Source organism: Allobosea sp. (assembly GCF_035944895.1).
In the GTDB taxonomy this organism is placed as follows: Bacteria; Pseudomonadota; Alphaproteobacteria; order Rhizobiales; family Beijerinckiaceae; genus Allobosea.
In genome coordinates this window covers 1071891-1093760 of sequence record NZ_DASZAT010000005.1, presented here as the reverse complement: position 1 = coordinate 1093760, position 21870 = coordinate 1071891, and the positions used below count along the sequence as shown (strand labels likewise).

Genomic DNA, 21870 nt, shown 5'->3' with positions numbered 1-21870 from the left:
CTTTCCGCCCGGCGAACCGCTAGCCACTGCGCCGGGGGATGTCGTGTATCGCAGGCTATGGCCTGCGTCTGGAAACGGGCGGACACTGATGTCCGCCCGAAAAATGCCTTCAGTTGGCGACGAGGTTGCCAGCCGAGGACTTGCCGGTCTTGCGATCGGCGATCAGCTCGTAGGAGACGACCTGACCTTCGCGCAGCTCGCGCAGGCCAGCGCGCTCGACGGCGCTGATGTGGACGAAAACGTCCGGGCCGCCGGCCTCAGGGGTGATGAAGCCGTAGCCCTTGGTGGCGTTGAACCACTTGACGGTGCCCTTGTTCATAGCGGGACTAATCCTTGCACTTCAGATCCGCGTATTCATGGAACCCAGGTCCGGCGCGCGGACGCCCGCCCTGGTCTTGTATCGACGTGTGGTGGATCTGAAGTGGCCCGCCGGTCGGAATACCCGCGCGGAGGATTGGCCAGAACCGGCCGCATCTCGTCTTACATCGGGGGACCTAGCATAAATTGCAAGCTCGGTCCAGCAAGGCCCATTGCTGGAACTCGAAGGCTTGCACTAGGGGGTCAAGATAGTGGTCGGCGCATTGACCCAGCCGTACTGGTGCATGCACCCGTTATACAAGCCCCGCTCGGCCACTTGATCTGCGCAAAGTGTCTGGGCCTCAGCCAATGGCTTGGGTGTCTGGGGGCCGAGCCCGATGTTTCCCTGTTGCCACTCCCGGCCGCAGCTCGCCAGCAACAGGACGACAGCGCAGCTCCAGACTACGCGCTTAGGTCGCTTCATCGGATACCCACTTCGCATAGCGGCCGCGAGTCCACGCATGGCCAATTGCCCAGCTTCGCACAAGCGGCCGGCGCGCCGTCAATCGAGCGCGATATCGAACGTCACCGGGTAATGGTCCGAGCCGTGACTGTCGGCGCCGTAGCGTACACTGACCGCCCTGACCTCGGGACTGGCCAGCAGATTATCGAGCAAGACGACAGGCATGAAACGGACGGCAGGCCACGAGGCGCCCAATGTCGCGTGGCGACGCAGGTTCGCCTTGAATGCCAGTGAGTTGAGCTTGAGAGAAAAAGGGGTGAGGTTGAAATCGCCGACCAGCATCTGTGTGTCTTGCGCCTTTCGCAGGCGATCGGCGAGCCAATCGATGTGGTCGACCTGCATCTCCGGTTGAAACGGGTAGGCCAGATGCAGGCCCGTGATCACATAGGGCTTGCCGCTTCCAGCAAAGCGCGCCCACACCACTGGCGGGCTGGCATGCGTTCGATCCGAAAAACCGGCATCGAGCCACGCCGTCTTCGACAGCAGGACGAGTCCGCAATTGCGCCGGGCGCAAGACATGACATGCGGATACTTGTCCTTGAGCGGCGGAACGATCTCCTGTTCTAGCCTGCTGCCGACCTCCTGCAGGACGACGACGTCGGCATCTTCCTCGCGCAGGAAGTTGACGACAGCTTGCGGCTCACGATTGCCGATCCAGACATTGAACGTCGTCACGCGCAGCGTCGGTCGCGCAGCCGACGAAGCCTGCGACATCAGCGGCACGGCCGCCAGCAGCGCATTGACGGCCAGCACCACGATGCCGAGGCGGACAAGCACCCGTCCGCCGGCCCAGAACGCCGCCAATGCCACGATGGCCGAGCCGCCGAGCAGCACCCATCTGAAGTGATTGATCAGTTCCAGATACGGGAAAAGCCCGGCCATCGCGCCGAGCGCGGTAGCAAGCAGGGCGGCGGCCACGGCAAGTGCAGCGACGTATCCAGCAACGCGACGGAGCGTCATCGCATCAAGCGTCGATGTCGCGGAGCACCGCCGCCAACCCTGCGAGATCGGGCAGTGCCCGATAGCGCTCGTGCCCGGTCGGCTCCTCGGCATGCTCCAGAGCCCAGGTCAACGCGTGCGGCACGTGCACAGCCCAGGCGCCGGCGGCGAGCGCCGGGACGATGTCGGATTTCAGCGAGTTGCCGACCATCATGGCTCGCCCCGGCCCGTCGCCATGGCGGGCGAAGAGCTTCTCATAGGTCGCGGCGCTCTTGTCGCTGACGATCTCGACCGCGTCGAAGAAATCGCCGAGCCCTGACTGGGCCAGCTTGCGCTCCTGGTCGAAGAGATCGCCCTTGGTGATCAGCACCAGCCGGTAGCGGCCGGCGAGCGCCGCGAGCGCATCCTGTGCATGCGGCAGCGTCTCGACCGGATGGCGGAGCATCTCGCGGCCGGCGGCGAGAATCTCGCCGATCACCGCCGGCGGCACCTGCCCGCGCGTGACCTCCAGCGCGGTCTCGATCATCGAGAGGGTGAAGCCCTTGATGCCGAAACCGTAGAAGGCAAGGTTGCGCTTCTCGGCCTCGAGCAGCTTGCCGGAGATCTCGGCCGCCTCGCCATGCTCGCCGAGCAACGCGACGAAGCGGTCTTCCGTCAACCGGAAGAACTGCTCATTCTGCCAGAGCGTGTCGTCGGCATCGAAGCCGATGGTGGTGAGGGCACGTGCCGCCATGATGGATCGCGCCCTCCCCGACTTCTCAGGCGTCCTTGGCCTTGATCGCTCCCAGAGCCGCCTGCGCAGCAGCGAGGCGCGCGATCGGCACGCGGAAGGGCGAGCAGGAGACGTAATCCAGGCCGACACTCTCGCAGAAGCCGATCGAGGCGGGATCGCCGCCATGCTCGCCGCAGATGCCGAGCTTGATGTTCGGCCGCGCCTTGCGGCCGCGCTCGACGGCGATCCTGACCAGTTCACCGACGCCGTCCTGGTCGATCGTCACGAAGGGATCGGATTCGAGCAGGCCGCGCGCCGTATAGGAGCCGAGGAAGGAGCCAGCGTCGTCACGGCTGATGCCGAGCGTGGTCTGCGTCAGGTCGTTGGTGCCGAAGGAGAAGAACTCGGCACTCCCCGCGATCTCCTCCGCCCGCAGCGCAGCGCGCGGCAGTTCGATCATGGTACCGACCTGATAGGTGAACTGCGTGCCGCTCTCCGTCTTCACGGCGTCCGCCATCGCGTCGATCCGGCCCTTGACCAGGTCGAGCTCGGGCGAGCCCATGACGAGCGGCACCATCACCTCCGGCATGACCGGGTGGCCGGTCTCCTTGGCGGCGATCACCGCCGCCTCGAAGATCGCGCGCGCCTGCATCTCGGCGATCTCGGGATAGGCGACGGCGAGGCGCACGCCGCGGAAGCCGAGCATCGGGTTGAATTCGTGCAGCTCGGTGGCGCGACGCTTCAGCTTGTCAGTGGTCGTGCCCATCGCCGCCGCGACCTCGGCGATCTCCTCGTCCGTGTGCGGCAGGAACTCGTGCAGCGGCGGATCGAGCAGGCGGATCGTGACCGGCAGGCCCTGCATGATGGTGAAGAGCTCGACGAAGTCCTGACGCTGCATCGGCAGGAGCTTGGCGAGCGCGGCCCGCCGGCCCTTCTCCTCATCGGCCAGGATCATCTCGCGCACGGCGAGGATGCGGCCGGCATCGAAGAACATGTGCTCGGTGCGGCAGAGGCCGATGCCCTCGGCGCCGAATTCGCGGGCCGCCTTGGCGTCGCGTGGCGTCTCGGCATTGGCGCGGATCTTGAGACGGCGAACCTTGTCGGCCCAACCCATCAGCGTCCGGAAGTCGCCGGAGAGCTCGGGCTGCTGCATCTTGACCTCGCCGAGCAGCACCTGGCCGTTGCTGCCGTCGATGGTGACGAAGTCGCCGGCCTTCAGCGTGGTTGCGCCCACGGTCATCGTGCCCTTGGCGTAATCGACCCGAATCTGGCCAGCACCGGAGACGCAGGGCTTGCCCATGCCGCGCGCCACGACCGCCGCATGCGAGGTCATGCCGCCGCGCGTGGTCAGGATGCCCTCGGCGGCGTGCATGCCGTGAATGTCCTCAGGCGAGGTCTCGACGCGGACGAGAATGACCTTCCTGCCCGCCTTCTTGCCGGCCTCGGCGGCCTCGGAGGTGAAGACGATCTCGCCGGCTGCGGCGCCGGGTGAGGCCGGCAGGCCGGCGGTCAGCACGCGGCGCTCGGCCTTGGTGTCGATGGTCGGATGCAGGAGCTGGTCGAGCGCGCCGGGCTCGACGCGACCGACCGCTTCGGTCTCGGTGATCAGGCCTTCGCGGGCGAGCTCGACCGCGATCCTGAGCGCCGCCTTGGCGGTGCGCTTGCCGGAACGGGTCTGCAGCATCCAGAGCTTGCCCTCCTGGATGGTGAACTCCATGTCCTGCATATCGCGGTAATGCTTCTCGAGGATGCCGTAGATGCGGCAGAGCTCGGCATAGGCCTCCGGCATCGCCTTCTCCATCGAAGGCTTGTCGGATTTGGCGGCGGCCTTGGCCGCCTCGGTAATGTCCTGCGGCGTGCGGATGCCGGCGACGACGTCCTCGCCCTGGGCGTTGATCAGGAACTCGCCATAGAGCGCGTTCTCGCCGGTCGAGGGATTGCGGGTGAAGGCGACGCCGGTCGCCGAGGTCTCGCCCATATTGCCGAAGACCATCGACTGGACGTTGACCGCCGTGCCCCAGGAAGCCGGGATACTGTTGAGCTCGCGGTACTTGATGGCGCGGGCATTCATCCAGGACGAGAAGACGGCGCCGACCGCGCCCCAGAGCTGCTGCTGCGGGTCCTGCGGGAAGTCGGAGCCGAGCTCCTTCCTGACGATGTCCTTGTACTTGCCAACCAGAATCTTCCAGTCATCGGCCGAGAGGTCGGTGTCGAGATGGAGACCTTTGCGCTCCTTGTAGTCCTCGAGCGCCTCCTCGAAATGGCCGTGATCGATGTCGAGCACGACGTTCGAGTACATGGTGATGAAGCGGCGATAGCTGTCATAGGCGAAACGGGCATCGCCCGAGGCCTTGGCGACCGCCTCGACGGTGACGTCGTTGAGGCCGAGATTGAGGACGGTGTCCATCATGCCCGGCATCGAGGCGCGAGCACCGGAGCGGACCGAGACCAGCAGCGGATTGGCCGGGTCGCCGAAGGTCTTGCCGGTGAGCTTCGCCATGCCGGCGAGCGCATCCTTGACCTCACCATCGAGTTCGGCCGGGAAGCTCTTGCCGTTGTCGTAATACCAGGTGCAGACCTGCGTGGTGATGGTAAAGCCCGGAGGCACCGGAAGCCCCAGATTGCTCATCTCGGCCAGGTTCGCGCCCTTGCCGCCGAGCAGGTTCTTCATGCCCGCCTCGCCTTCGGCCTTGCCGTCGCCGAAGGTGTAGACCCACTTCTGCCCTGCCATAGCCTGCCTTTCCCAACGTTGTCGCCGACATCAACGCCGGCGGGTCCGCCTGGTTTCGCATTTGCGGCGCCCGCTTGTTGCAGCGCACCGGGTGCGGCGTGGTCATGCCGAAAACCGGATGAACAATCAATGATCATGCGACGGAGCCAGCCACTGCCCGGCAATCCCGAGCCGCGCACAGTGCCGCGCAATATGGCCAAGGCCGGCGCTGCGCGATAGAGTGCCGCTCCCGCCTCCGGACAGCAACGACGGCAGCCGATCCAATGGTCGCCGGCACATGCTCGCCTTGCCAGAACGACGCCGAAGCAAACGATGCGCCTGAACGACTGCCACAACTTCCACGACTTCCGCACTCTCGCCAGGAAGCGGCTGCCGGGCCCGATCTTCAACTACATCGATGGCGGCGCCGATGACGAGGTCACCCTCCGGCGCAATTCCGAGAGCTTCGAGCGCTGCGACCTCGTTCCGAGCGTCCTGCGCGGCGTCAGCAGCCTCGACACCTCCGTCACGGTGATGGGTCAGAAGCTCGCCGTGCCGTTCTACTGCTCGCCGACGGCCTTGCAGCGGCTCTTCCATCATCAGGGCGAGCGAGCGGTCGCAGCGGCCGCGGCGCGCTATGGCACCATGTTCGGCGTGTCCTCGCTCGGCACGATCAGCCTCGAGGAATTGCGCAAGGCCCATAGCGGGCCGCAGGTCTACCAGTTCTACTTCCACAAGGATCGCGGCCTGAACCGGGCGATGATGGAGCGCGCCAAGAGCGCCGGCGTCAACGTCATGATGCTGACCGTCGACAGCATCACCGGCGGCAATCGCGAGCGCGACCTGCGCACCGGCTTCTCGATCCCGTTCCGGCTCAACCTCGCCGGCATCACCCAGTTCGCGATCAAGCCGCAATGGGCGCTGAACTACCTCACCCATGAGAAATTCAGCCTGCCGCAGCTCGACAGCCATGTCGACATGGGCAGCGGCGTGATGTCGATCAGCCGCTATTTCACTGAGATGCTCGACCCGTCGATGACCTGGGACGACGTCGCCGAGATGGTCAAACTCTGGTCCGGGCAGTTCTGCCTCAAGGGGATCATGTCGGTCGCCGACGCGAAGCGCGCCGCCGAGATCGGCTGCACCGGCATCATCCTCTCCAACCATGGCGGCCGGCAGCTCGACGGCTCGCGCGCCGCCTTCGACCAGCTCGCCGAGATCGTCGATGCGGTCGGCGACAAGATCGACGTGATCATGGACGGCGGCATCCAGCGCGGCACGCATGTGCTGAAGGCCCTGTCGCTCGGGGCCAAGGCCGTCGGCATCGGGCGCTACTATCTCTATCCGCTCGCGGCGGCTGGGCAGCCCGGCGTCGAACGCGCCCTCGGCCAGCTCAAGACGGAAGTCGAGCGCAGCATGAAGCTGATGGGCGTCACCAGTCTCGACCAGCTGTCGCGCGAGAATCTGCGGTTCAGATAGAGTCGGCCCAAGTTCCAAGGCTTCAGATTTGATCTGTTGCGTCCGGAGCGATCAGCGGCAAGCCGGGGAAATATGTCCGATAGCGGGACGCATCGCGCGTGATCAGCGTGTAGCCGGCGACCGCTGCATGTGCGCCGATGAAGAAATCGGGGAGCGGTGATTGCTTCACACCGCCTCGACTCTTGTAGGCAAGGAAGCACTTGCCGGCCAGGAATGCAGCTGCGAATGGAACCGGCTCCCGCTCCAGCATCGTCGTCGGGAGGGCCGCATCCAAATCCTCGACCCGTGAATAATGGGTCGAGATTTCGGCATAGACTATCGCGTTGATCACAAGCCGCTGCCGATCAGCGGCCTCGGATAGGGCTCGCGCCGACCAGGCACACCAGCGGGCGTCCTGCGTCAGAATGTCGAGCAGGACATTGCTGTCGACGAGGACTGCGCTCATTCGGGCTCGCGCGTCAGCGCCATGATCTCATCGGTCGTCATGGCGATATCGCCCTTGCTCCGACGCAGATGCGCGACGAGCCTGTCGCCGCGTCCCATCTTACGGCGCGCCACGGCTGGCACAATCCGCACGACCTTGCCGTCGAACTCGAAATCCACCTCGGTCTCGGGCAGGAGCCCGGCCCGTTCGCGAATATCGGCGGGAATAGTCACCTGGCCCTTGGACGTGATCCGCATCGGCACCTCCTTACTCTTACCTGTAAGAGTAAGACTTTGGCCGTGGCGCTACAAGTTGCCCTGACGCGCACCTAGCGCTGTGGCCCTCGCGCCGCCTTCGGCCAGCGCAGCGGCCAGGCGACGATGCGCTCGACGATCTCCTCCTCGGCGACCTCGTCCTCGTTCGCGTGGACCTTGCCCCGGACAGACACGCCCGCGGCGATGACAGTCTGAGGATCGCCGGAAACCAAAGGATGCCACCAGGGCAGGTCCCGGCCCTCCCCGATCAGCCGATAGGCGCAGGTCGGCGGCAGCCAAGGCAGGGTGCGCACCGCCTCCGGCGTCAGCGTGACGCAGTCGGGCACCGTCTTCGAGCGATTGGCGTAGTCATGGCAACGGCAGGTCGCCGCGTCGAACAGGCGGCAACCGATGTCGGTGGCGTGAATGCGCCCGCTATCCTCGTCCTCGAGCTTGACCAGGCAGCAGCGGCCGCAGCCGTCGCAGAGCGATTCCCACTCCGCCTCGGTCATCTCCTCGAGCGTCTTGCTGCGCCAGAAAGGCGTGCTGTCGGTTATCGCATCGGCCATGGCCGCTTATGCCCCGACTAAGCCGTGGAGGGAAGCGCGCGAGCGGCGCAGCGAGGCGCCATTCGACCCCGTATCTTACATTCATTCTAATCTTTGTTTAGAGGGATTATAATCTATGAAAATTGACCCAATACTCGGATCGGCCTAACGGGAGAAAGAATTCCCTCGCATATGAGCTTTCCGATGCTGACCCGTCGCCACCTGCTGCGCGCCCTTGCCGTCACTGCAGGCCTCGCCACCACGGCCCTGCCCGCACTGGCCGACAAGGTCACGGTCACCGACATCGTCGGCCGCAAGGTCGAGGTCGAGGCGCCGGTGAAGCGGATCATCCTCGGCGAAGGCCGGCAGATGTATTTCGTCGGCGCGCTCGACAAGGACGAGCCGTTCAAGCGTGTCGTGGGCTGGCGCGACGATCTCGGCAAGGCCGATCCCGAGACCTTCCGCGCCTATGAGAAGCGCTATCCCGGAATCGCCAAGCTGCCGACTTTCGGCGGCATGAAGGAAGGCGCCTTCGACGTCGAACAAGCGATCGCGCTGAAGCCCGACGTGCTCTTCCTCAACATCGAGGCCAAGATCGCCAGCGACGAGGCCAAGCTGGTCGAGAAGCTCGCCTCGGTCGGCATCCCCGTCGTCTATGTCGACTTCCGCGAGAAGCCGTTCGAGCACACCGAGCCGTCGATGCGCCTGATCGGCAAGCTTTTCGGCAAGGAGCAGGTCGCCGAGGACTTCATCAAGTTCCGCGCCGAGCAAATCAAGGTCGTGACCGACCGTCTCGCCGGCGCCAAGGACCTGAAGCGTCCCCTCGTCATGGTCGAGCGCGCCGGCGGCTATTCCGATGATTGCTGCATGTCCTTCGGTAACGAGAACTTCGGCAAGATGGTCGACTTCGCCGGCGGCCGGAACCTGGCGACGCCGCTGATCCCCGGCACCTTCGGCACGGTCAATGCCGAGCAGATCGTCGCCTCCAATCCCGATGTCGTGATCGTCACCGGCAGCAACTGGGACGGCTATGTGCCCGGCGGCAACTGGGTCGGCCTCGGCTACGGCGCCGACATGACCGAGGCCCGCCGCAAGCTGACCAATCTGATGAAGCGCCCGGCCTTCACCCAGACCGCCGCCGTCAAGAACGGCCGTGTCCACGGCATCTGGCACCAGTTCTACAACAGCCCCTACCAGTTCGTGGCGATCCAGGAGATCGCGAAGTGGTTGCATCCGGAGCTGTTCAAGGATGTCGACCCGGGCGCGACCATGAAGGTGCTGCACGAGCGCTTCCTGCCGCTGCCCTATGAGCCCGGCCTTTGGGTCTCGCTCGAGGCGGGCAAGTGAGTCTTGCCCCCGCCAGCGCGGACGAGGTCGTGACCCAGCAAGCGGAGGCTCCGCGCAGTGCCCAGGGCCGCGACGCCTACCGGGCGCTGGCGCTGCGCCGCAAGCTGATCCTCGCCGGCTTCGCCGCCGTGCTGCTGGTCTGCCTGATCGTCGACCTGATGCTCGGGCCGGCCCGCTACAGCGTGACCGAGGTGGTCAATGCGCTGATCTCGCCTTCGACCGCACCGGCCGCCGTCCGGGTGGTGATCTGGGACATCCGCCTGCCGGTCGCGCTGATGGCGGTCGTCACCGGCGCCGCGCTCGCCATCGCCGGCGCGCAGATGCAGACCGTGCTGAACAACCCGCTCGCCAGCCCGTTCACGCTCGGCATCTCGGCGGCGGCGAGCTTCGGGGCGGCGCTGGCGCTGGTCTTCGGCGTCTCGATCGTACCGCTCGCCATCGACTATGTCGTGCCGCTCAACGCCTTCGTGATGGCGATGGGCGCCTCGCTGCTGATCCACCTGCTCAGCCAACGCCGTGGCGTCACCACCGAGACGGTGGTGCTGCTCGGCATCGCGCTGGTCTTCACCTTCAACGCCCTGCTGGCGCTGCTGCAATTCTTCGCCTCGGAACAGGCGCTGGGCGCGGTCGTGTTCTGGATGATGGGCTCGCTGACCAAGGCGAACTGGCACAAGCTCGCCATCACCTCGGCCGTGCTGCTCATCTGCATCCCGCTGTTCGCACGCCAGGCCTGGGCGCTGACGACGCTGCGGCTCGGTGACGAGAAGGCGGCGAGCTTCGGCATCAACGTCAGGCACCTGCGGCTCGAGACCATGCTGCTCGTCGCCCTGCTCGCATCGGTCCCCGTCGCCTTCGTCGGCACGATCGGCTTCATCGGCCTGGTCGGCCCGCACATCGCCCGCATGGTGATCGGCGAGGACCAGCGCTTCTTCATGCCGGCCTCGGCGCTCGCCGGAGCCGCCGTGCTCTCGGCCTCCTCGGTGGTCAGCAAGTCGCTGATCCCCGGGCTGATCTTCCCGATCAGCATCGTCACCGCACTGGTCGGCGTGCCGTTCTTCTTCAGCCTGATCCTGACCAGCCGGAAACGCTCATGGTGAAGCGCCTTGCACTCAGCGATGTCGGCGTCGCCTATGGCAAGCGCCAGATCCTTTCGGGGATCACGACGCCGACCATGACCGGCGGCGAGGTCGTCGCCGTGATCGGCCCCAACGCCGCCGGCAAGTCGAGCCTGTTCCGCCGCATCGCCGGGCTGATCCCGGGCGCTGGTTCCGTCCAGGTCGAGAGCACCACCGGCAAGACGCCCTGCTACCTGCCGCAGGATACCGCGGTCAACGCAGTGCTGACCGTCTACGAATCGATCCTGCTCGCCCGCAAGCAGGGCGGCTCCTGGGGCGTCGGCGACGACGAGCTCGCCGCGATCGACGAGGCCCTACATGCGCTCGACATCGCCGACCTCGCCTTCCGCGGCCTCGGCGAGCTCTCGGGTGGCCAGCGCCAGCTCGTCTCGATCGCCCAGACGCTGGTGCGCCGGCCCGAGATCATGCTGCTCGACGAGCCGACCAGCGCGCTCGACCTGCACCGCCAGTTCGAGGTGCTCAGCCTCGTCGGCCGGCTGGCGCGCGAGCGGCAGATCTGCGTGCTGATCGCGATCCACGATCTCAACCAGGCGCTGCGCATTGCCGACAAGGTGATGGTGCTGTCGCAAGGGCGGCTCGCCGCCTTCGGCGCTCCGCGCGAGATCATCACGCCGGCTTTGCTGGAAGAGGTCTACGGCGTCGTCGCGCGGGTCGAGGCGAACGAGGGCGAGACGCCCTTTATCGTCGTCCACGGCTCGGCCCGCAGGCGCAGCCGCGGCGATGCCGGGCTTGCGCACGCCCGGGCAGCGGAATAACACCCTCGCAAGTTTAGCCTGGCGAACCGCCGATGTCAGACAGCAGCCTTCCTAGCGGCCTTTCCGCCCCCGGTGCCAACTACTCCCTCAAGGAGGAGATCCGGACCTATTGGTCCGGCCGGGCCGCCAGCTTCGACAGCCAAGTCGGCCACGCCATCAAGTCGGACGCCGAACTCGCCGCCTTCCAGTCGCTGCTGCGGCAATCCTTCGGCGCGGAGCCGCGCGAGGTGCTCGACCTCGCCTGCGGCACTGGCGAGATCACCCGCGCTTTGCTCTCGCTGGGCCACAAGGTCACGGCGCTCGACTTCTCCGAGGAGATGCTGGTCCGCGCCCGTGCCAAGCACGGCAGCAAGGCCCGTATCCTCGCTGGTGATGCCGAGCGCCTGCTCGACGACGACGGGACCTATGATGCGCTGGTGACCCGCCATCTGGTCTGGACCCTGACCGATCCGGAAGCGGCCTTCGCCGAATGGTTCCGGGTGCTCAAGCCCGGCGGCAAGCTGCTCGTCATCGATGGCGACTGGATCAACCGCTCCTGGCTGCAGGGCCTGATCAACCGCGCCGCGACCTTCCTGCGCGAGCGCTCCGGCGCCGCCCCGCACGCCGCCGACCGCGACGCCTTCGACTCGATCACCAAGCGCTTCTTCTTCCGCGATGGGCTGAGCTTCGAGCGGCTGGGCACGATGCTGCGCCAGGCCGGTTTCGCTCGAATCGAGGCGGCCGACTATGCGCAGGTGGTCAGGGCCCAGCAGCGCAACGCCGCCCTGCACGACGCGCTTCGCCTCGCCTCCTCCACGCGCTTCGCGGTGCTGGCGACCAAGGGCTGATTGCTGGGCAATCCGACCATTTTGTCGGGTAACCACACCTTCGCATACTTCCGTTCCGAGCCGCGAGCCCTTACCTTCTGAGATCGGACCCGGCCTTCGCCGGCAGGTCCGGGACACCGCGGACGCGCACCCGCGGCAGGCTCAGGATGCCGCACAACCGTGATCGAGTTCCGGAAAGCGAGCTGGACGACCCGCCTGAAGCGCCTCGCGCTGAGCGCCGACTCGTGGATCGACGCCTCGCTCTACGCGGCCGGCCATCGCGCCGGCGAGATCTATGAGCGCATTCGCAGCGCGACCGATCGGCTGACAGTCAGCGGCCCGAAACGGCTCGCCGCCGAGTTCGCCAGTGAGGGGCTGAATGTCGGCATCGCCGGTGCGATCGTGATGCTGATGCTGGCGATCCCCGCTTTTCGTGAGGGGCGTGAGGAAGCGCTGAAGAACCAGGTCTTCGCCGTCACCTTCCTCGACCGCTACGGCTCCGAGATCGGCCATCGCGGCGCCCGCCATGACGACTCGCTGAAGCTCGAGGAATTCCCCGACCATCTGCTCAAGGCCGTGCTGGCGACCGAAGACCGGCGCTTCTACGACCATTTCGGCATCGATGTGATCGGCACCTTCCGAGCGATCACCGTCAACGCCCGCGCCTCGGGCGTGGTCCAGGGCGGCTCGTCGCTGACCCAGCAATTGGCCAAGAACCTCTTCCTCAACAATGAGCGCTCGCTCGACCGCAAGATCAAGGAGGCCTTCCTCTCGCTCTGGCTGGAATACCGGCTGACCAAGAACGAAATCCTGAAGCTCTACCTCGACCGCGCCTATATGGGCGGCGGCACCTTCGGCGTCGCGGCGGCGGCCGAATACTATTTCGGCAAGTCGGTGAAGAACGTCACGCTGGCGGAGGCGGCGATGCTCGCCGGCCTGTTCAAGGCACCGACCAAGTTCGCGCCGCACGTCAACCTGCCGGCCGCGCGAGCGCGCGCCAACGATGTGCTGAACGCCATGGTCGATGCCGGCTTCATGACCGCCGGCCAGGTCGACTCCGCCAAGCGCAATCCGGCGACGCCGATCGATCGCAAGCGCGAATCCAGCCCGGACTATTATCTCGACTGGGCCTTCGACGAGATCCGCAAGCTCGCAGATGACGGCAAGCTCGGTCCGGAGCGGGTGCTCACGGTCAAGACCCCGCATGACCCGGCGATCCAGAAGCGCGCCGACGAGGCCGTCGAGTCGATCCTGCGCCAGCACGGGCCAGCCTATCGCGCCAGGCAGGCGGCGGCGGTGATCATGGATCCGGACGGAGCGGTGCGCGCCATCGTCGGCGGGCGCGACTACGGCGCGAGCCAGTTCAACCGGGCGACATCGAGCCTGCGCCAGCCCGGCTCCTCCTTCAAACCATACGTCTATGCGGCTGCGATGAGCGCCGGGCTCTACAAGCCGACCACGATCGTCACCGATCGGCCGGTCTGCATCGGCAACTGGTGCCCGAACAATTACGGGCGCTCCTATGCCGGCTCGATGCCGCTGACGGTGGCACTGGCGAAGTCGATCAACACGATCCCCGTGCAGATGTCGATCGCGATCGGCAAGGCCACCGGCGAGACGCATGAAGCCCGCGCCGCCCGCATCGGCCGGATGAAGATCGTCGAGACCTGCCGCGCCATGGGCCTGACCACGCCGCTGACCGACACGGTCTCGTTGCCGATCGGCGCCGGCGAGGTCACCGTGATCGAGCAGGCTGCCGGCTACGCCGTCTTCGCCAGTGGCGGCAAGCGAGCCAAGCCCTATGCCGCCTTCGACATCCGCAACTCGGCCGGCGAGGAGATCTATCGCCACGACCGCGACGAGCCGGCGCCTGCGCAGGTGCTGAGCACGCAGGTCGCCTTCGAGATGAACCAGATGCTCTCGACCGTGCCGACCGCCGGCACCGGCCGGCGCGCCGCGCTCGACGGCGTCGTCAGTGCCGGCAAGACCGGCACGACCAATGGCTACAAGGACGCCTGGTATGTCGGCTACACTGGCAACCTCGTCGGCGCGATCTGGTTCGGCAACGACGATTCCTCCGAGACCAACAACATGACCGGCGGCTCGCTGCCGGCGATGACCTGGAAGGAGATCATGGCCTTCGCGCATCAGGGCATCGAGCTGAAGCCGATCCCGGGCGTGACGCCGCAGCCGGGCGACGCCAAGGCGGCGGTGGCAAAGGCCACCGACCCTGCGGCACGCGCCAGCGCCGGCCATATGCCACGCAAATCCTTCGAGGTCCTCTCCTCGGTCGGCGCGATGTTCAAGGCTGTCGAGATGCCGCGGACGGCCCGGGCTTCCGTCCAGGTCGGAGCTCGCGAGGCCGCGTCCGGCCTCACCGCGATACGCTAGCATGCCACCCATGCGGAGCCGGACCGTTCCATGCGTGTCCTTCCACTGGCCTATGTGATCGCACTCGGAGCCGGCCTCGGCCTGACCTCCGCCCGCTATGCGGTGGCGGAGCGGCCCTGGTTCGGCCGTGCCCAGGTCGGCGCCTGGACCAGCTGGCCGAACAGCGGCGCGCGCGACATCGATCCCTATATGCGGGCCTATCTGGCGCGCGGCGTGCACCTGCCGCTCGGCGCCGGCGAGGGGCTGGAGCTGATCGCTGGGGCAGATGACGCCGGCCAGGCGCTGGATGCGCGCTGCCGCTATCTCGTCAGCGGGGCGACACCGCCGGCGCGCGGCTGGTCGCTCGGCATTGCCGATCCGAGAGGCCGGCCCCTGCAACTGCCCATCGAGCGCGAAAGCTTCACCGATGCCGAGATCGTCCGCGGCGAGCGCGGCGGCATGCGCATCGTGCTGGCGACGACGCCCGAGACCGGCAATTGGCTGCCGCTGCCGGCAGGAGGGCGCTTCCAGCTGCGCCTGCGCCTCTACGACACGCCGATCTCGAGCCATGCCGGTGAGCTCAGGCCCGACACCCTGCCCCGCATCACCAGGGTCGATTGCCGGTGAGCGCGATCGACGACGGCCAGGCCGTGCCGGCCGCGAAGCACCCGTCGGCCAGCCACGCGGATGCGCCGCACCGTTTTCTGGCGCGCCTGGGCAGCGGCCTGCTGCGCTTCGTGCTGCTGACCCTGGCCGGCCTGCTGCTCGCCGGCATCGTCCACATCGTCACCGTGCTGCGCATCCCCACCCTTGCCACGCATGATGCCGCTACCGTCTATGCCGCGCTGGGCGCGAACGGCCGCGCCGAGCTGGTGACGCCGCCACCTGCGGGCCTGCCGGCGATCCTCGACGGCGATCCCAACAGCGTCGCGGCAGTGTGCAGCTACGATCTTGCGGCCGGGCCGCTGCGGGTCGTGGCGCGCACCGGCTCGCTGCCGCTCGGCCTGACCGTCCATCGCCGCGGCGGCGGCGTCGCCTATGCGATCACCGACCGGGCCGCGATCCGCGGCGTGCTCGAATTCGTGGTGATGACGCAGGAACAGCTCGACGAGCGGCTGGCCAATGACGAGGAAGGCGAGACGTCGCGGGAGCTGCGGGTGGTCTCGCCATCGCTGCAGGGGCTCGTCGTCGCCAGGGTGGTGGTCCGCCGCGCCTTCGACCGCAGCGAGGCGGAGGCGCAGGCGACCGGGGTCGCCTGCGGGTTGGCGGACTAGTCTTCAGCTTCATGCAATTCCGGACGCAGAACCGCTGCGCCCTTTTGCTCGAATTGCTCAGTCCGGCTTCGCGCTCAGCGTACCGAAGATGGACTCGAGCTGCGCGCTCATCGGCAGGCGCAGGCGCTCTCCGCCCGGCAGCTTGTGCATGAACCAGCGATTATAGCTGTGCTCGAGCTCACGGCTTTCGGCGATGGTGCGGAACATCTTGTCGACCAGGACAGCCATCGCCGGATCGTCGCGCCGGAACATGATGCCGTAAGGATCGTAGGAGAGAAAATCGCCGACCACCATCACCTTGTCCTCGGCCTTGGCGCGCGCGATCATGCCGTAGAGCAGGATGTCGTCGCCGGCATAGGCATCGGCCTTGCCGGCCATGAACTGCGCGAAGGACTGGTCATGGTCCGGCGTGGTGACGATGGTGGCGCCGGTCTTGAAGCGCGCCTGCAGGTCGTTCATCGCCTTCTCGTTGGTGGTGCCGGCGGTCACGACCACGGTCTTCCCATTCAGGTCGCGGAAGGAGCGGATGCCGGCATCCTTGCGGACCATGAGCTTGGTGCCAGCGACGAAGGTCACCGGCGAGAAGGCGGCGACCGCCTGCCGCTCGCGATTCTGAGTGGTCGAGCCGCATTCGAGATCGATCTCGCCCTTGGTGAGCGCGTCGAAGCGCGAGGCCGACGTCACCGGAACCCATTTGAGCTGAAGTTCGCGGCCGAGCTCGTCGCTCATGGCATCGACGATCAATCGGCAGAGGTCGATCGAATAGCCGATCGGCTCGCGCCTGGCGTCGAGATAGGAAAAGGGGAACGAGGCCTCGCGATAGCCGATGGTCACAGCCCCGGCATCGCGCGCCTTCTTCAGCGTACCGGTGAGCGCATTCGACTGGGTCTGCGCCGAGGCTGCAGCCCCAATGAGGCACCCGAATACGGCGATCAGGCCGACAAAGAGCCGTCGCATCGTCGCTCCTTTCGGGCGGCCACGGCGGCCGCCCCGTGATCCCAGGATGAGCGGCGGCCGGATCAGGCGGCCTGCCCCGCGAGAGCGTCCGAAGTGCCGGCGGCAGCCGGATCGTCGACCGGCTCGCCGAGCTGCCCCTCCCATTTGGCGACACTCGCCACCGCGATCGAATTACCGACAGCGTTGGTGGCGGAGCGGCCCATGTCGAGGAACTGGTCGACGCCCATGATCAGCAGCAACCCGGCCTCGGGGATGTTGTACTGGTTCAGGGTCGCGGCGATGACGACCAGCGAGGCACGCGGCACACCGGCCATGCCCTTCGAGGTCAGCATGAGCAGCAGCATCATCGATATCTGCGTGCCCCAGGACAATTCGATCCCGTAGGCCTGGGCGATGAACAGCACCGCGAAGGTGCAGTACATCATGCTGCCGTCGAGATTGAAGGAATAGCCCATCGGCAGCATGAAGCTGGAGATCTTGCGGCTGACGCCGAAGCGGTCGAGTGCCTCCAGCATCTTCGGATAGGCCGCCTCGGAGCTTGCCGTGGAGAAGGAGATCAGGAACGGCTCCTTGACCAGGCTGACGAGCCTGGCAACGCTCGGCCCCAGGATCAGGAAACCGACGAGGATCATCAGCCCCCAGAGCAGGAACAGGCCGAGATAGAACGAGCCCATGAACTTGGCGAAGGTGACGAGGATGCCGAGCCCCTGGGTGGTGATGGTCGAGGCCACGGCGGCGAACACCGCGATCGGCGCGAAATACATCACCATGCCGGTGATCTTCAGCATCAGATGGGCCATCTGATCGATCATCTCGGTCAGAGCCTTGCCGGTCTCGCCCATCGAGGCGAGCGCGATGCCGGCGAAGAGCGAGAACACCACGATCTGCAGGATCTCGTTGGTGGCGAGCGCCTCGGCCACCGATTTCGGCACGAGGTGGGTGATGAAGTCCTTCAGCGTGAAGGAGGAGGTCTTGAGATTGGTCGCGGCACCGACATCGGGCAGCGGCAGGCCGATATTGTGACCGGGCTGGAGGATGTTCGCCAGGATCAGCCCGAGCGCCAGCGAAATCAGCGAGGCGACCATGAACCAGCCCAGCGCCTTGATGCCGACACGGCCGATCGATGAGGTGTCACCCATATGAGCGATGCCGACGATCAGGGTCGTGAGCACCAGCGGGCCGATGATCATCTTGATCAGCCGCAGGAACACCGTGGTGATGATGTTGATGTTGTCGGCGATCTGCCCGGCGACCTTCGGATCCGGGTAGTTGGTGTTGCACATATAGCCGACGATGACGCCGAGGATCATGCCGATCAGCACATACATGGTGATCGGTGGTCGTTTCTTGGTTTCCGCCGCGGCCGCCATTGTCTCGCTCCCTCATGCTCAAGGTCAACAATGCAGTGCCCGCCGGCGCGCCTATCGGCGTGGCCGGCCGATCACAACCAGAAGGTTCAACTTGCCGTATCCGATGTCAATGACGCGCATCTCGGCGCGTCGTCCGGCCGGGCCATCGAAAGGGCGCGATATCGCCGCCATCAGAGCCAGCCATTGCGCTTGAAGCGCCAGAAGAGCGTCAGGCAGGCGGTGACGATGAAGCCGAGGACGATGTAGTAGCCGTAATGCATCTCCAGTTCCGGCATGTTCTTGAAGTTCATGCCGTAGATGCCGGCGACCGCCGTCGGCACCGCGAGAATGGCCGCCCAGGAAGCAAGCCGCTTGGTGATGGAATTCTCCTGGCTCTGGCCGACGAGCAGGCTCGCCTCGAAGGCGAAGGCGAGCACCTCACGCAGGCTGTCGATCTTCTCCTGCACGGTGCGGATATGGTCGGTCACGTCGCGGAACATCGGCGCCAACGTCGGGCGGACCTGCGATACGCTGCCATTGGTCAGGCGCTGGCAGACGTCGACCAGCGGACCGGCTGCATTGCGCAGGCGCAAGAGGTCGCGTCGGAGCATGTAGAGGCGCTCGATGTCGGCACGCGTCATCGGCCTGGCGAGAACCTTGTCCTCGATCTCCTCGACCTCGTCATGGATCGCCTCGAGCACCGGCATGTAATTGTCCACGATGAAATCGAGGATGGCGTAGAGGATGAAGTCCTCGCCCTTGGCCAGCGAGGTCGGGCAGGTCTCCCAATGCTGCCGGACCGATGTGTACGAGGTCGAGGCGCCGTGCCGGACACTGACGATATAGCCGCGGCCGATGAAGATGTGCGTCTCGCCAAAGGCGATGCGCTTGTCGACCATCTGGGCGGTGCGGGCGACGACGAAGAGCGCGTCGCCATATTGCTCGAGCTTCGGCCGCTGGTGGGCGTTGGTCGCGTCCTCGACGGCGAGCGGATGCAGGTTGAACTGCTGCTGCACGCATTTGAGCAGCGCGGCCTCCGGCTCGAACAGCCCGATCCAGACGACATGGCCGTCCTTGCGGGACCATTCTCCGGCTTCCTCGACCGGGATGTCGGCGACGCGCACGCCATGGGCATAGACGCTCGACGCGATGACCCCGGCCTCATGGCGATGACCATGATCGACGGGCGGATCGGAAGGCGCTTCCGCGGCGGCCGAAGCTGCGAACCTGATTTGCGTCACTGACATGCGATCACCCCACCGATCGCCGGCTCATGATCGGCAGGCTAGACCCAATCCGGGGGAGATGGGAACCGTTTTTCGCAACGCGGGACGACGAGGCCTTCGACCTATCGAAGGGCAGGCCTCCGGCGACCGGCCACTAGCCCTTGTAGACGACGGGTGGGCGCGGCGGCGCCTCCCCGCCCTTGCCCCCGAAGACGCCGATCAGCGGCAGATTGCAGGCCGTGCCGAGCTCGCTCTCCAGCCCCATGATGGCGCGTTCGGCCTTGACCGCCTCGCGCGAAGGCATCTCGACGACCAGATTGTCGAGCGAGAAGCGATAGCTCTTCAGCCTGAAACGGGCCCGCTCGCAGACCCAGAGGATCAGCCCCTCATTCTCGGCGACGCGCTGGGTGGCCGGGTCGCGCTGCTCGGGCGGTACCTGCTGCGAGGCATCGAGCACCCGCAGTCGCGCGCGATCGGCATTGATCACCCGCAAGGCATTGGCGCGGAACTGGCCGAGCAGCAGCCGGTCGCCATTGGCATCCTCGCTGAGCCGGTTGTAGCGCGAGGCCTGCGAGGCGAAGGAGCCGGAGGTCAAAGCGCGATGATAGGCCAAGACATCGTTCGACTGGGCCTCGACCGGCAGGATGCGGACATAAGCCAGCTTGGAGACCTCGCGATCAAAATCACTGCGCTCATGCGCCGGGAGGACGATACGCCAGGCGCGGGCCCGCAACTGCTCCTCGTCGTCGGTCAGATGGAACCAGGAAGAGGCTTCGCCGCGAAAGCGCGCGCTCCAGTCGCCGATGGCCGGCGCAATCTTGTCGGCGATGATGTTGGGGCGGGGCCGGCCAAGATCTCCGGTGGTCTGGCAGCCGGCGAGCGGAAGGCAGGACAGCGCCGCTATAGCGACGACAACTCTCACCCCGGACGCCTGCGCCGGGTCTCGCGCTCGCCACGGCCGGCGGGACGTGGGCGCCGAGGCGGCTTGCTCGTGGCTGGCTCGTGCTGGCGCTCGTAGCGCACGCCCGTGAAAAACAGGATCTGGCCGAACGGGCCCGCCGCTGCGGTCCCCTGGCTGGCTGAGCGCCTGCGCGGCGCAAAAGGAATGACGTCTGCCATGATGCGCCTCCCTTGCTGGCGCCTGCGCCCAATTCGCTGACAACTCGGAAGCCGGATAGCCGCTCGCACAAATCACGCCAGCGATTCTCAAGACCATCAAGCGCCATCATGGTTAACGCCGTGCTAACGCATCGCGGATAAGTTTCACAAAAGTGCAGTTCGCCGACGAGATTCGCCCATGCCGTCCCGCATCGCTACAGACCTTGCCGAACTCGCCAGGCTGGCCAGCGATGGCGGCCTCGACCTGCGCCAGGTCGCATTGCGGGTGAAGACCGACCTGCTCCTGGCGACGCCGCGCCCCTCACAGGAGGACATGGAGGCCTTCCGCGCCATGGCGGAGGCCTTGATCCCGGTGGTCGACGAGGCCACGGCGACGATCCTCGCCCGGAAGCTCGCGAGCTGGCCGCATGCACCGCGCGAGGTGCTCGCCGCCTTGCGCGACCGCGGCGGCGAGGTGCTGGCCGCGCTGATCGAGCATGACATGCCGCTCAGCGCGACCGAGATCGAGGAGATCGCGGACGAGGGCGATGACGAGGCCAGAGCCGCCCTCGCCGGCCGGCAAGACCTGACCAGCAGCGCCAGCATCGCACTCGCCGGCTGCGGGAGCGCGAAGATCGATGCGGCACTGGTCGCGAATGGAGCTGCATCGCTGCCTCATGCCGCGCTCGACCTGTTGCTGCCGCGCGCCGTCGGCACGCCGGCTCTCGGCGCCGCCTTGCTGGCACGGGCCGACCTGCCCGCCTCCGAGCTGACGCCTCTCTTCCTGCAGGCGAGCCTGGAAAGGCGCCTCGCCATGATCGACGCCGCCGCGGCCCGCGAGGCGCTGGCGCCCTCGCCACGCCCGGCGACTCTTCCCGGCGAGCGGCTCTCCGGCTTGATCGCGACAGCGCTGTCCGACCGCAACGGCGCCTTCGCCGCACTGGCGGATGCCTTCGGTGGCGATGCCCGCTTCGCTGCGGCGATGGCGAACGATGCATCCCGTCAGCTGGCGGCCTTGGCGCTGATCGGCTGCGGAGCGACCCCCGAAGATGCGACGCGCTTCCTGATCGGGCTCGGCGACGATGCGGCCCGCTCGGTCGAGCGCATCTTCGGGCTGGTCGAGCTGATGCGGGCACTGCAGCCGGCGGTGGCGCGCCGGCTCGCCCAGCAGATCGGCGGGATCGCGCCACGCAGTGCCCGCCCCGGCGCCTTGCAGCCCACCATGGATCCGAGCGGAACGCCGGCACGCCCCGGCGCGGAGCGGACGCCGTCCCGCGGCATCGTTCAGGAGGTCAGGCGCAGGCTCGGCGGTGGAAGCAGCGACTGAACGCTAGCTCTCGACGACGTCCAGCCTCGCATCGCCGGCGCGGTTCTCGATCTCGACCAGCCAGAGATCGCTGTCGAAACGCACCTCACGCGCGACCCGGTCCTCGACGGCGAGCGGGTCGGCATCGAGGATGAGCTGGAAGCGCCGTTCGCCCGTCTCGTCCGCCAGCGCCTGCGGCGCCGGGCCATAGAGCGCCGCGGTACCATTCAATCGGTCAAGCTTGACGAAGATCGCACCGGCCTCGCGTGCGCCACGCCGGCGGAGCACCGCGACGAGCCCATCAAACGCGGCCTGGCGCAAATAAGCCGAAACCCAGAAATCGCTGGTCAGCCGTGGCAA

Annotated in this window: 21 protein-coding genes; 9 read left to right on the top strand and 12 right to left on the bottom strand. The window is 66.6% G+C overall.

The window, feature by feature from the left end:
- Window positions 1-109: 109 nt before the first annotated feature.
- The 4 genes from VGV58_RS07475 to ppdK all read right to left on the bottom strand — a co-directional run bounded on the left by VGV58_RS07475 (window position 110) and on the right by ppdK (window position 5202).
- Window positions 110-319 (bottom strand): cold-shock protein, encoded by a 210-nt coding sequence (locus tag VGV58_RS07475; protein ID WP_291675242.1) that lies wholly within the window; start codon window positions 317-319, stop codon window positions 110-112.
- A 540-nt stretch (window positions 320-859) separates the two neighbouring features.
- Complete coding sequence (locus VGV58_RS07470; protein ID WP_326873340.1) at window positions 860-1780, bottom strand: endonuclease/exonuclease/phosphatase family protein; 921 nt, start codon at window positions 1778-1780, stop codon at window positions 860-862.
- Between the two features lie 4 nt (window positions 1781-1784).
- Window positions 1785-2492, bottom strand: a complete 708-nt coding sequence (locus VGV58_RS07465; RefSeq protein WP_326873339.1) for an HAD family hydrolase — start codon at window positions 2490-2492, stop codon at window positions 1785-1787.
- 25 nt (window positions 2493-2517) lie between these two features.
- Window positions 2518-5202 carry a pyruvate, phosphate dikinase gene (gene ppdK / locus VGV58_RS07460; RefSeq protein ID WP_326873338.1) on the bottom strand — a complete coding sequence of 895 codons (2685 nt, stop codon included), beginning with the start codon at window positions 5200-5202 and terminating at the stop codon, window positions 2518-2520.
- A 312-nt stretch (window positions 5203-5514) separates the two neighbouring features.
- Here ppdK and VGV58_RS07455 point away from each other — a divergent pair, with 312 nt between their 5' ends.
- Entirely contained in the window at window positions 5515-6660 is a 1146-nt protein-coding gene (locus VGV58_RS07455; RefSeq protein WP_326873337.1) for an alpha-hydroxy acid oxidase, read from the top strand.
- A 22-nt stretch (window positions 6661-6682) separates the two neighbouring features.
- On the opposite strand, the gene VGV58_RS07450 is transcribed toward VGV58_RS07455, so the two are convergent.
- The 3 genes from VGV58_RS07450 to VGV58_RS07440 all read right to left on the bottom strand — a co-directional run bounded on the left by VGV58_RS07450 (window position 6683) and on the right by VGV58_RS07440 (window position 7907).
- Window positions 6683-7105, bottom strand: coding sequence for a type II toxin-antitoxin system VapC family toxin (locus VGV58_RS07450; protein ID WP_326873336.1), 423 nt, complete (start codon window positions 7103-7105; stop codon window positions 6683-6685).
- The gene (locus VGV58_RS07445) at window positions 7102-7341 is read right to left on the bottom strand and encodes an AbrB/MazE/SpoVT family DNA-binding domain-containing protein (RefSeq protein WP_326873335.1); all 240 of its coding nucleotides are present in this window, start codon (window positions 7339-7341) and stop codon (window positions 7102-7104) included. Before VGV58_RS07445 ends, VGV58_RS07450 begins: the two co-directional genes overlap by 4 nt.
- Before the next feature lie 71 nt (window positions 7342-7412).
- The gene (locus tag VGV58_RS07440; RefSeq protein ID WP_326873334.1) at window positions 7413-7907 is read right to left on the bottom strand and encodes a YcgN family cysteine cluster protein; all 495 of its coding nucleotides are present in this window, start codon (window positions 7905-7907) and stop codon (window positions 7413-7415) included.
- Window positions 7908-8111: 204 nt separating this feature from the next.
- Here VGV58_RS07440 and VGV58_RS07435 point away from each other — a divergent pair, with 204 nt between their 5' ends.
- From VGV58_RS07435 to VGV58_RS07405, 7 genes are all read left to right on the top strand, one after another.
- Window positions 8112-9233, top strand: a complete 1122-nt coding sequence (locus VGV58_RS07435; RefSeq protein ID WP_414643916.1) for an ABC transporter substrate-binding protein — start codon at window positions 8112-8114, stop codon at window positions 9231-9233.
- Between the two features lie 29 nt (window positions 9234-9262).
- The gene (locus VGV58_RS07430) at window positions 9263-10330 is read left to right on the top strand and encodes a FecCD family ABC transporter permease (RefSeq protein WP_326873332.1); all 1068 of its coding nucleotides are present in this window, start codon (window positions 9263-9265) and stop codon (window positions 10328-10330) included.
- Window positions 10327-11124 carry an ABC transporter ATP-binding protein gene (locus tag VGV58_RS07425; RefSeq protein ID WP_414643915.1) on the top strand — a complete coding sequence of 266 codons (798 nt, stop codon included), beginning with the start codon at window positions 10327-10329 and terminating at the stop codon, window positions 11122-11124. Before VGV58_RS07430 ends, VGV58_RS07425 begins: the two co-directional genes overlap by 4 nt.
- A gap of 32 nt (window positions 11125-11156) precedes the next feature.
- Entirely contained in the window at window positions 11157-11951 is a 795-nt protein-coding gene (locus tag VGV58_RS07420; RefSeq protein WP_326873330.1) for a class I SAM-dependent methyltransferase, read from the top strand.
- 159 nt (window positions 11952-12110) lie between these two features.
- A complete protein-coding gene (locus VGV58_RS07415) occupies window positions 12111-14321 on the top strand; it encodes a transglycosylase domain-containing protein (protein ID WP_326873329.1) in 2211 nt (736 codons plus the stop codon).
- A 30-nt stretch (window positions 14322-14351) separates the two neighbouring features.
- Window positions 14352-14927, top strand: coding sequence for a DUF1214 domain-containing protein (locus tag VGV58_RS07410; protein ID WP_326873328.1), 576 nt, complete (start codon window positions 14352-14354; stop codon window positions 14925-14927).
- The gene (locus VGV58_RS07405) at window positions 14924-15574 is read left to right on the top strand and encodes a hypothetical protein (protein WP_326873327.1); all 651 of its coding nucleotides are present in this window, start codon (window positions 14924-14926) and stop codon (window positions 15572-15574) included. Before VGV58_RS07410 ends, VGV58_RS07405 begins: the two co-directional genes overlap by 4 nt.
- A gap of 57 nt (window positions 15575-15631) precedes the next feature.
- Here the strand turns inward: VGV58_RS07405 and VGV58_RS07400 are convergent, their stop codons facing one another.
- The 4 genes from VGV58_RS07400 to VGV58_RS07385 all read right to left on the bottom strand — a co-directional run bounded on the left by VGV58_RS07400 (window position 15632) and on the right by VGV58_RS07385 (window position 20028).
- Window positions 15632-16531 carry an amino acid ABC transporter substrate-binding protein gene (locus VGV58_RS07400; RefSeq protein WP_326873326.1) on the bottom strand — a complete coding sequence of 300 codons (900 nt, stop codon included), beginning with the start codon at window positions 16529-16531 and terminating at the stop codon, window positions 15632-15634.
- 62 nt (window positions 16532-16593) lie between these two features.
- Window positions 16594-17901, bottom strand: a complete 1308-nt coding sequence (locus tag VGV58_RS07395) for a dicarboxylate/amino acid:cation symporter (protein WP_326873325.1) — start codon at window positions 17899-17901, stop codon at window positions 16594-16596.
- A 170-nt stretch (window positions 17902-18071) separates the two neighbouring features.
- The gene (gene corA / locus VGV58_RS07390; RefSeq protein WP_326873324.1) at window positions 18072-19127 is read right to left on the bottom strand and encodes a magnesium/cobalt transporter CorA; all 1056 of its coding nucleotides are present in this window, start codon (window positions 19125-19127) and stop codon (window positions 18072-18074) included.
- A gap of 133 nt (window positions 19128-19260) precedes the next feature.
- A complete protein-coding gene (locus VGV58_RS07385; RefSeq protein WP_326873323.1) occupies window positions 19261-20028 on the bottom strand; it encodes a hypothetical protein in 768 nt (255 codons plus the stop codon).
- Window positions 20029-20403: 375 nt separating this feature from the next.
- On the opposite strand from VGV58_RS07385, the gene VGV58_RS07380 reads away from it, so the two are divergent.
- Complete coding sequence (locus tag VGV58_RS07380) at window positions 20404-21531, top strand: DUF2336 domain-containing protein (RefSeq protein WP_326873322.1); 1128 nt, start codon at window positions 20404-20406, stop codon at window positions 21529-21531.
- Window positions 21532-21534: 3 nt separating this feature from the next.
- On the opposite strand, the gene VGV58_RS07375 is transcribed toward VGV58_RS07380, so the two are convergent.
- Complete coding sequence (locus tag VGV58_RS07375; RefSeq protein WP_326873321.1) at window positions 21535-21870, bottom strand: DUF1491 family protein; 336 nt, start codon at window positions 21868-21870, stop codon at window positions 21535-21537.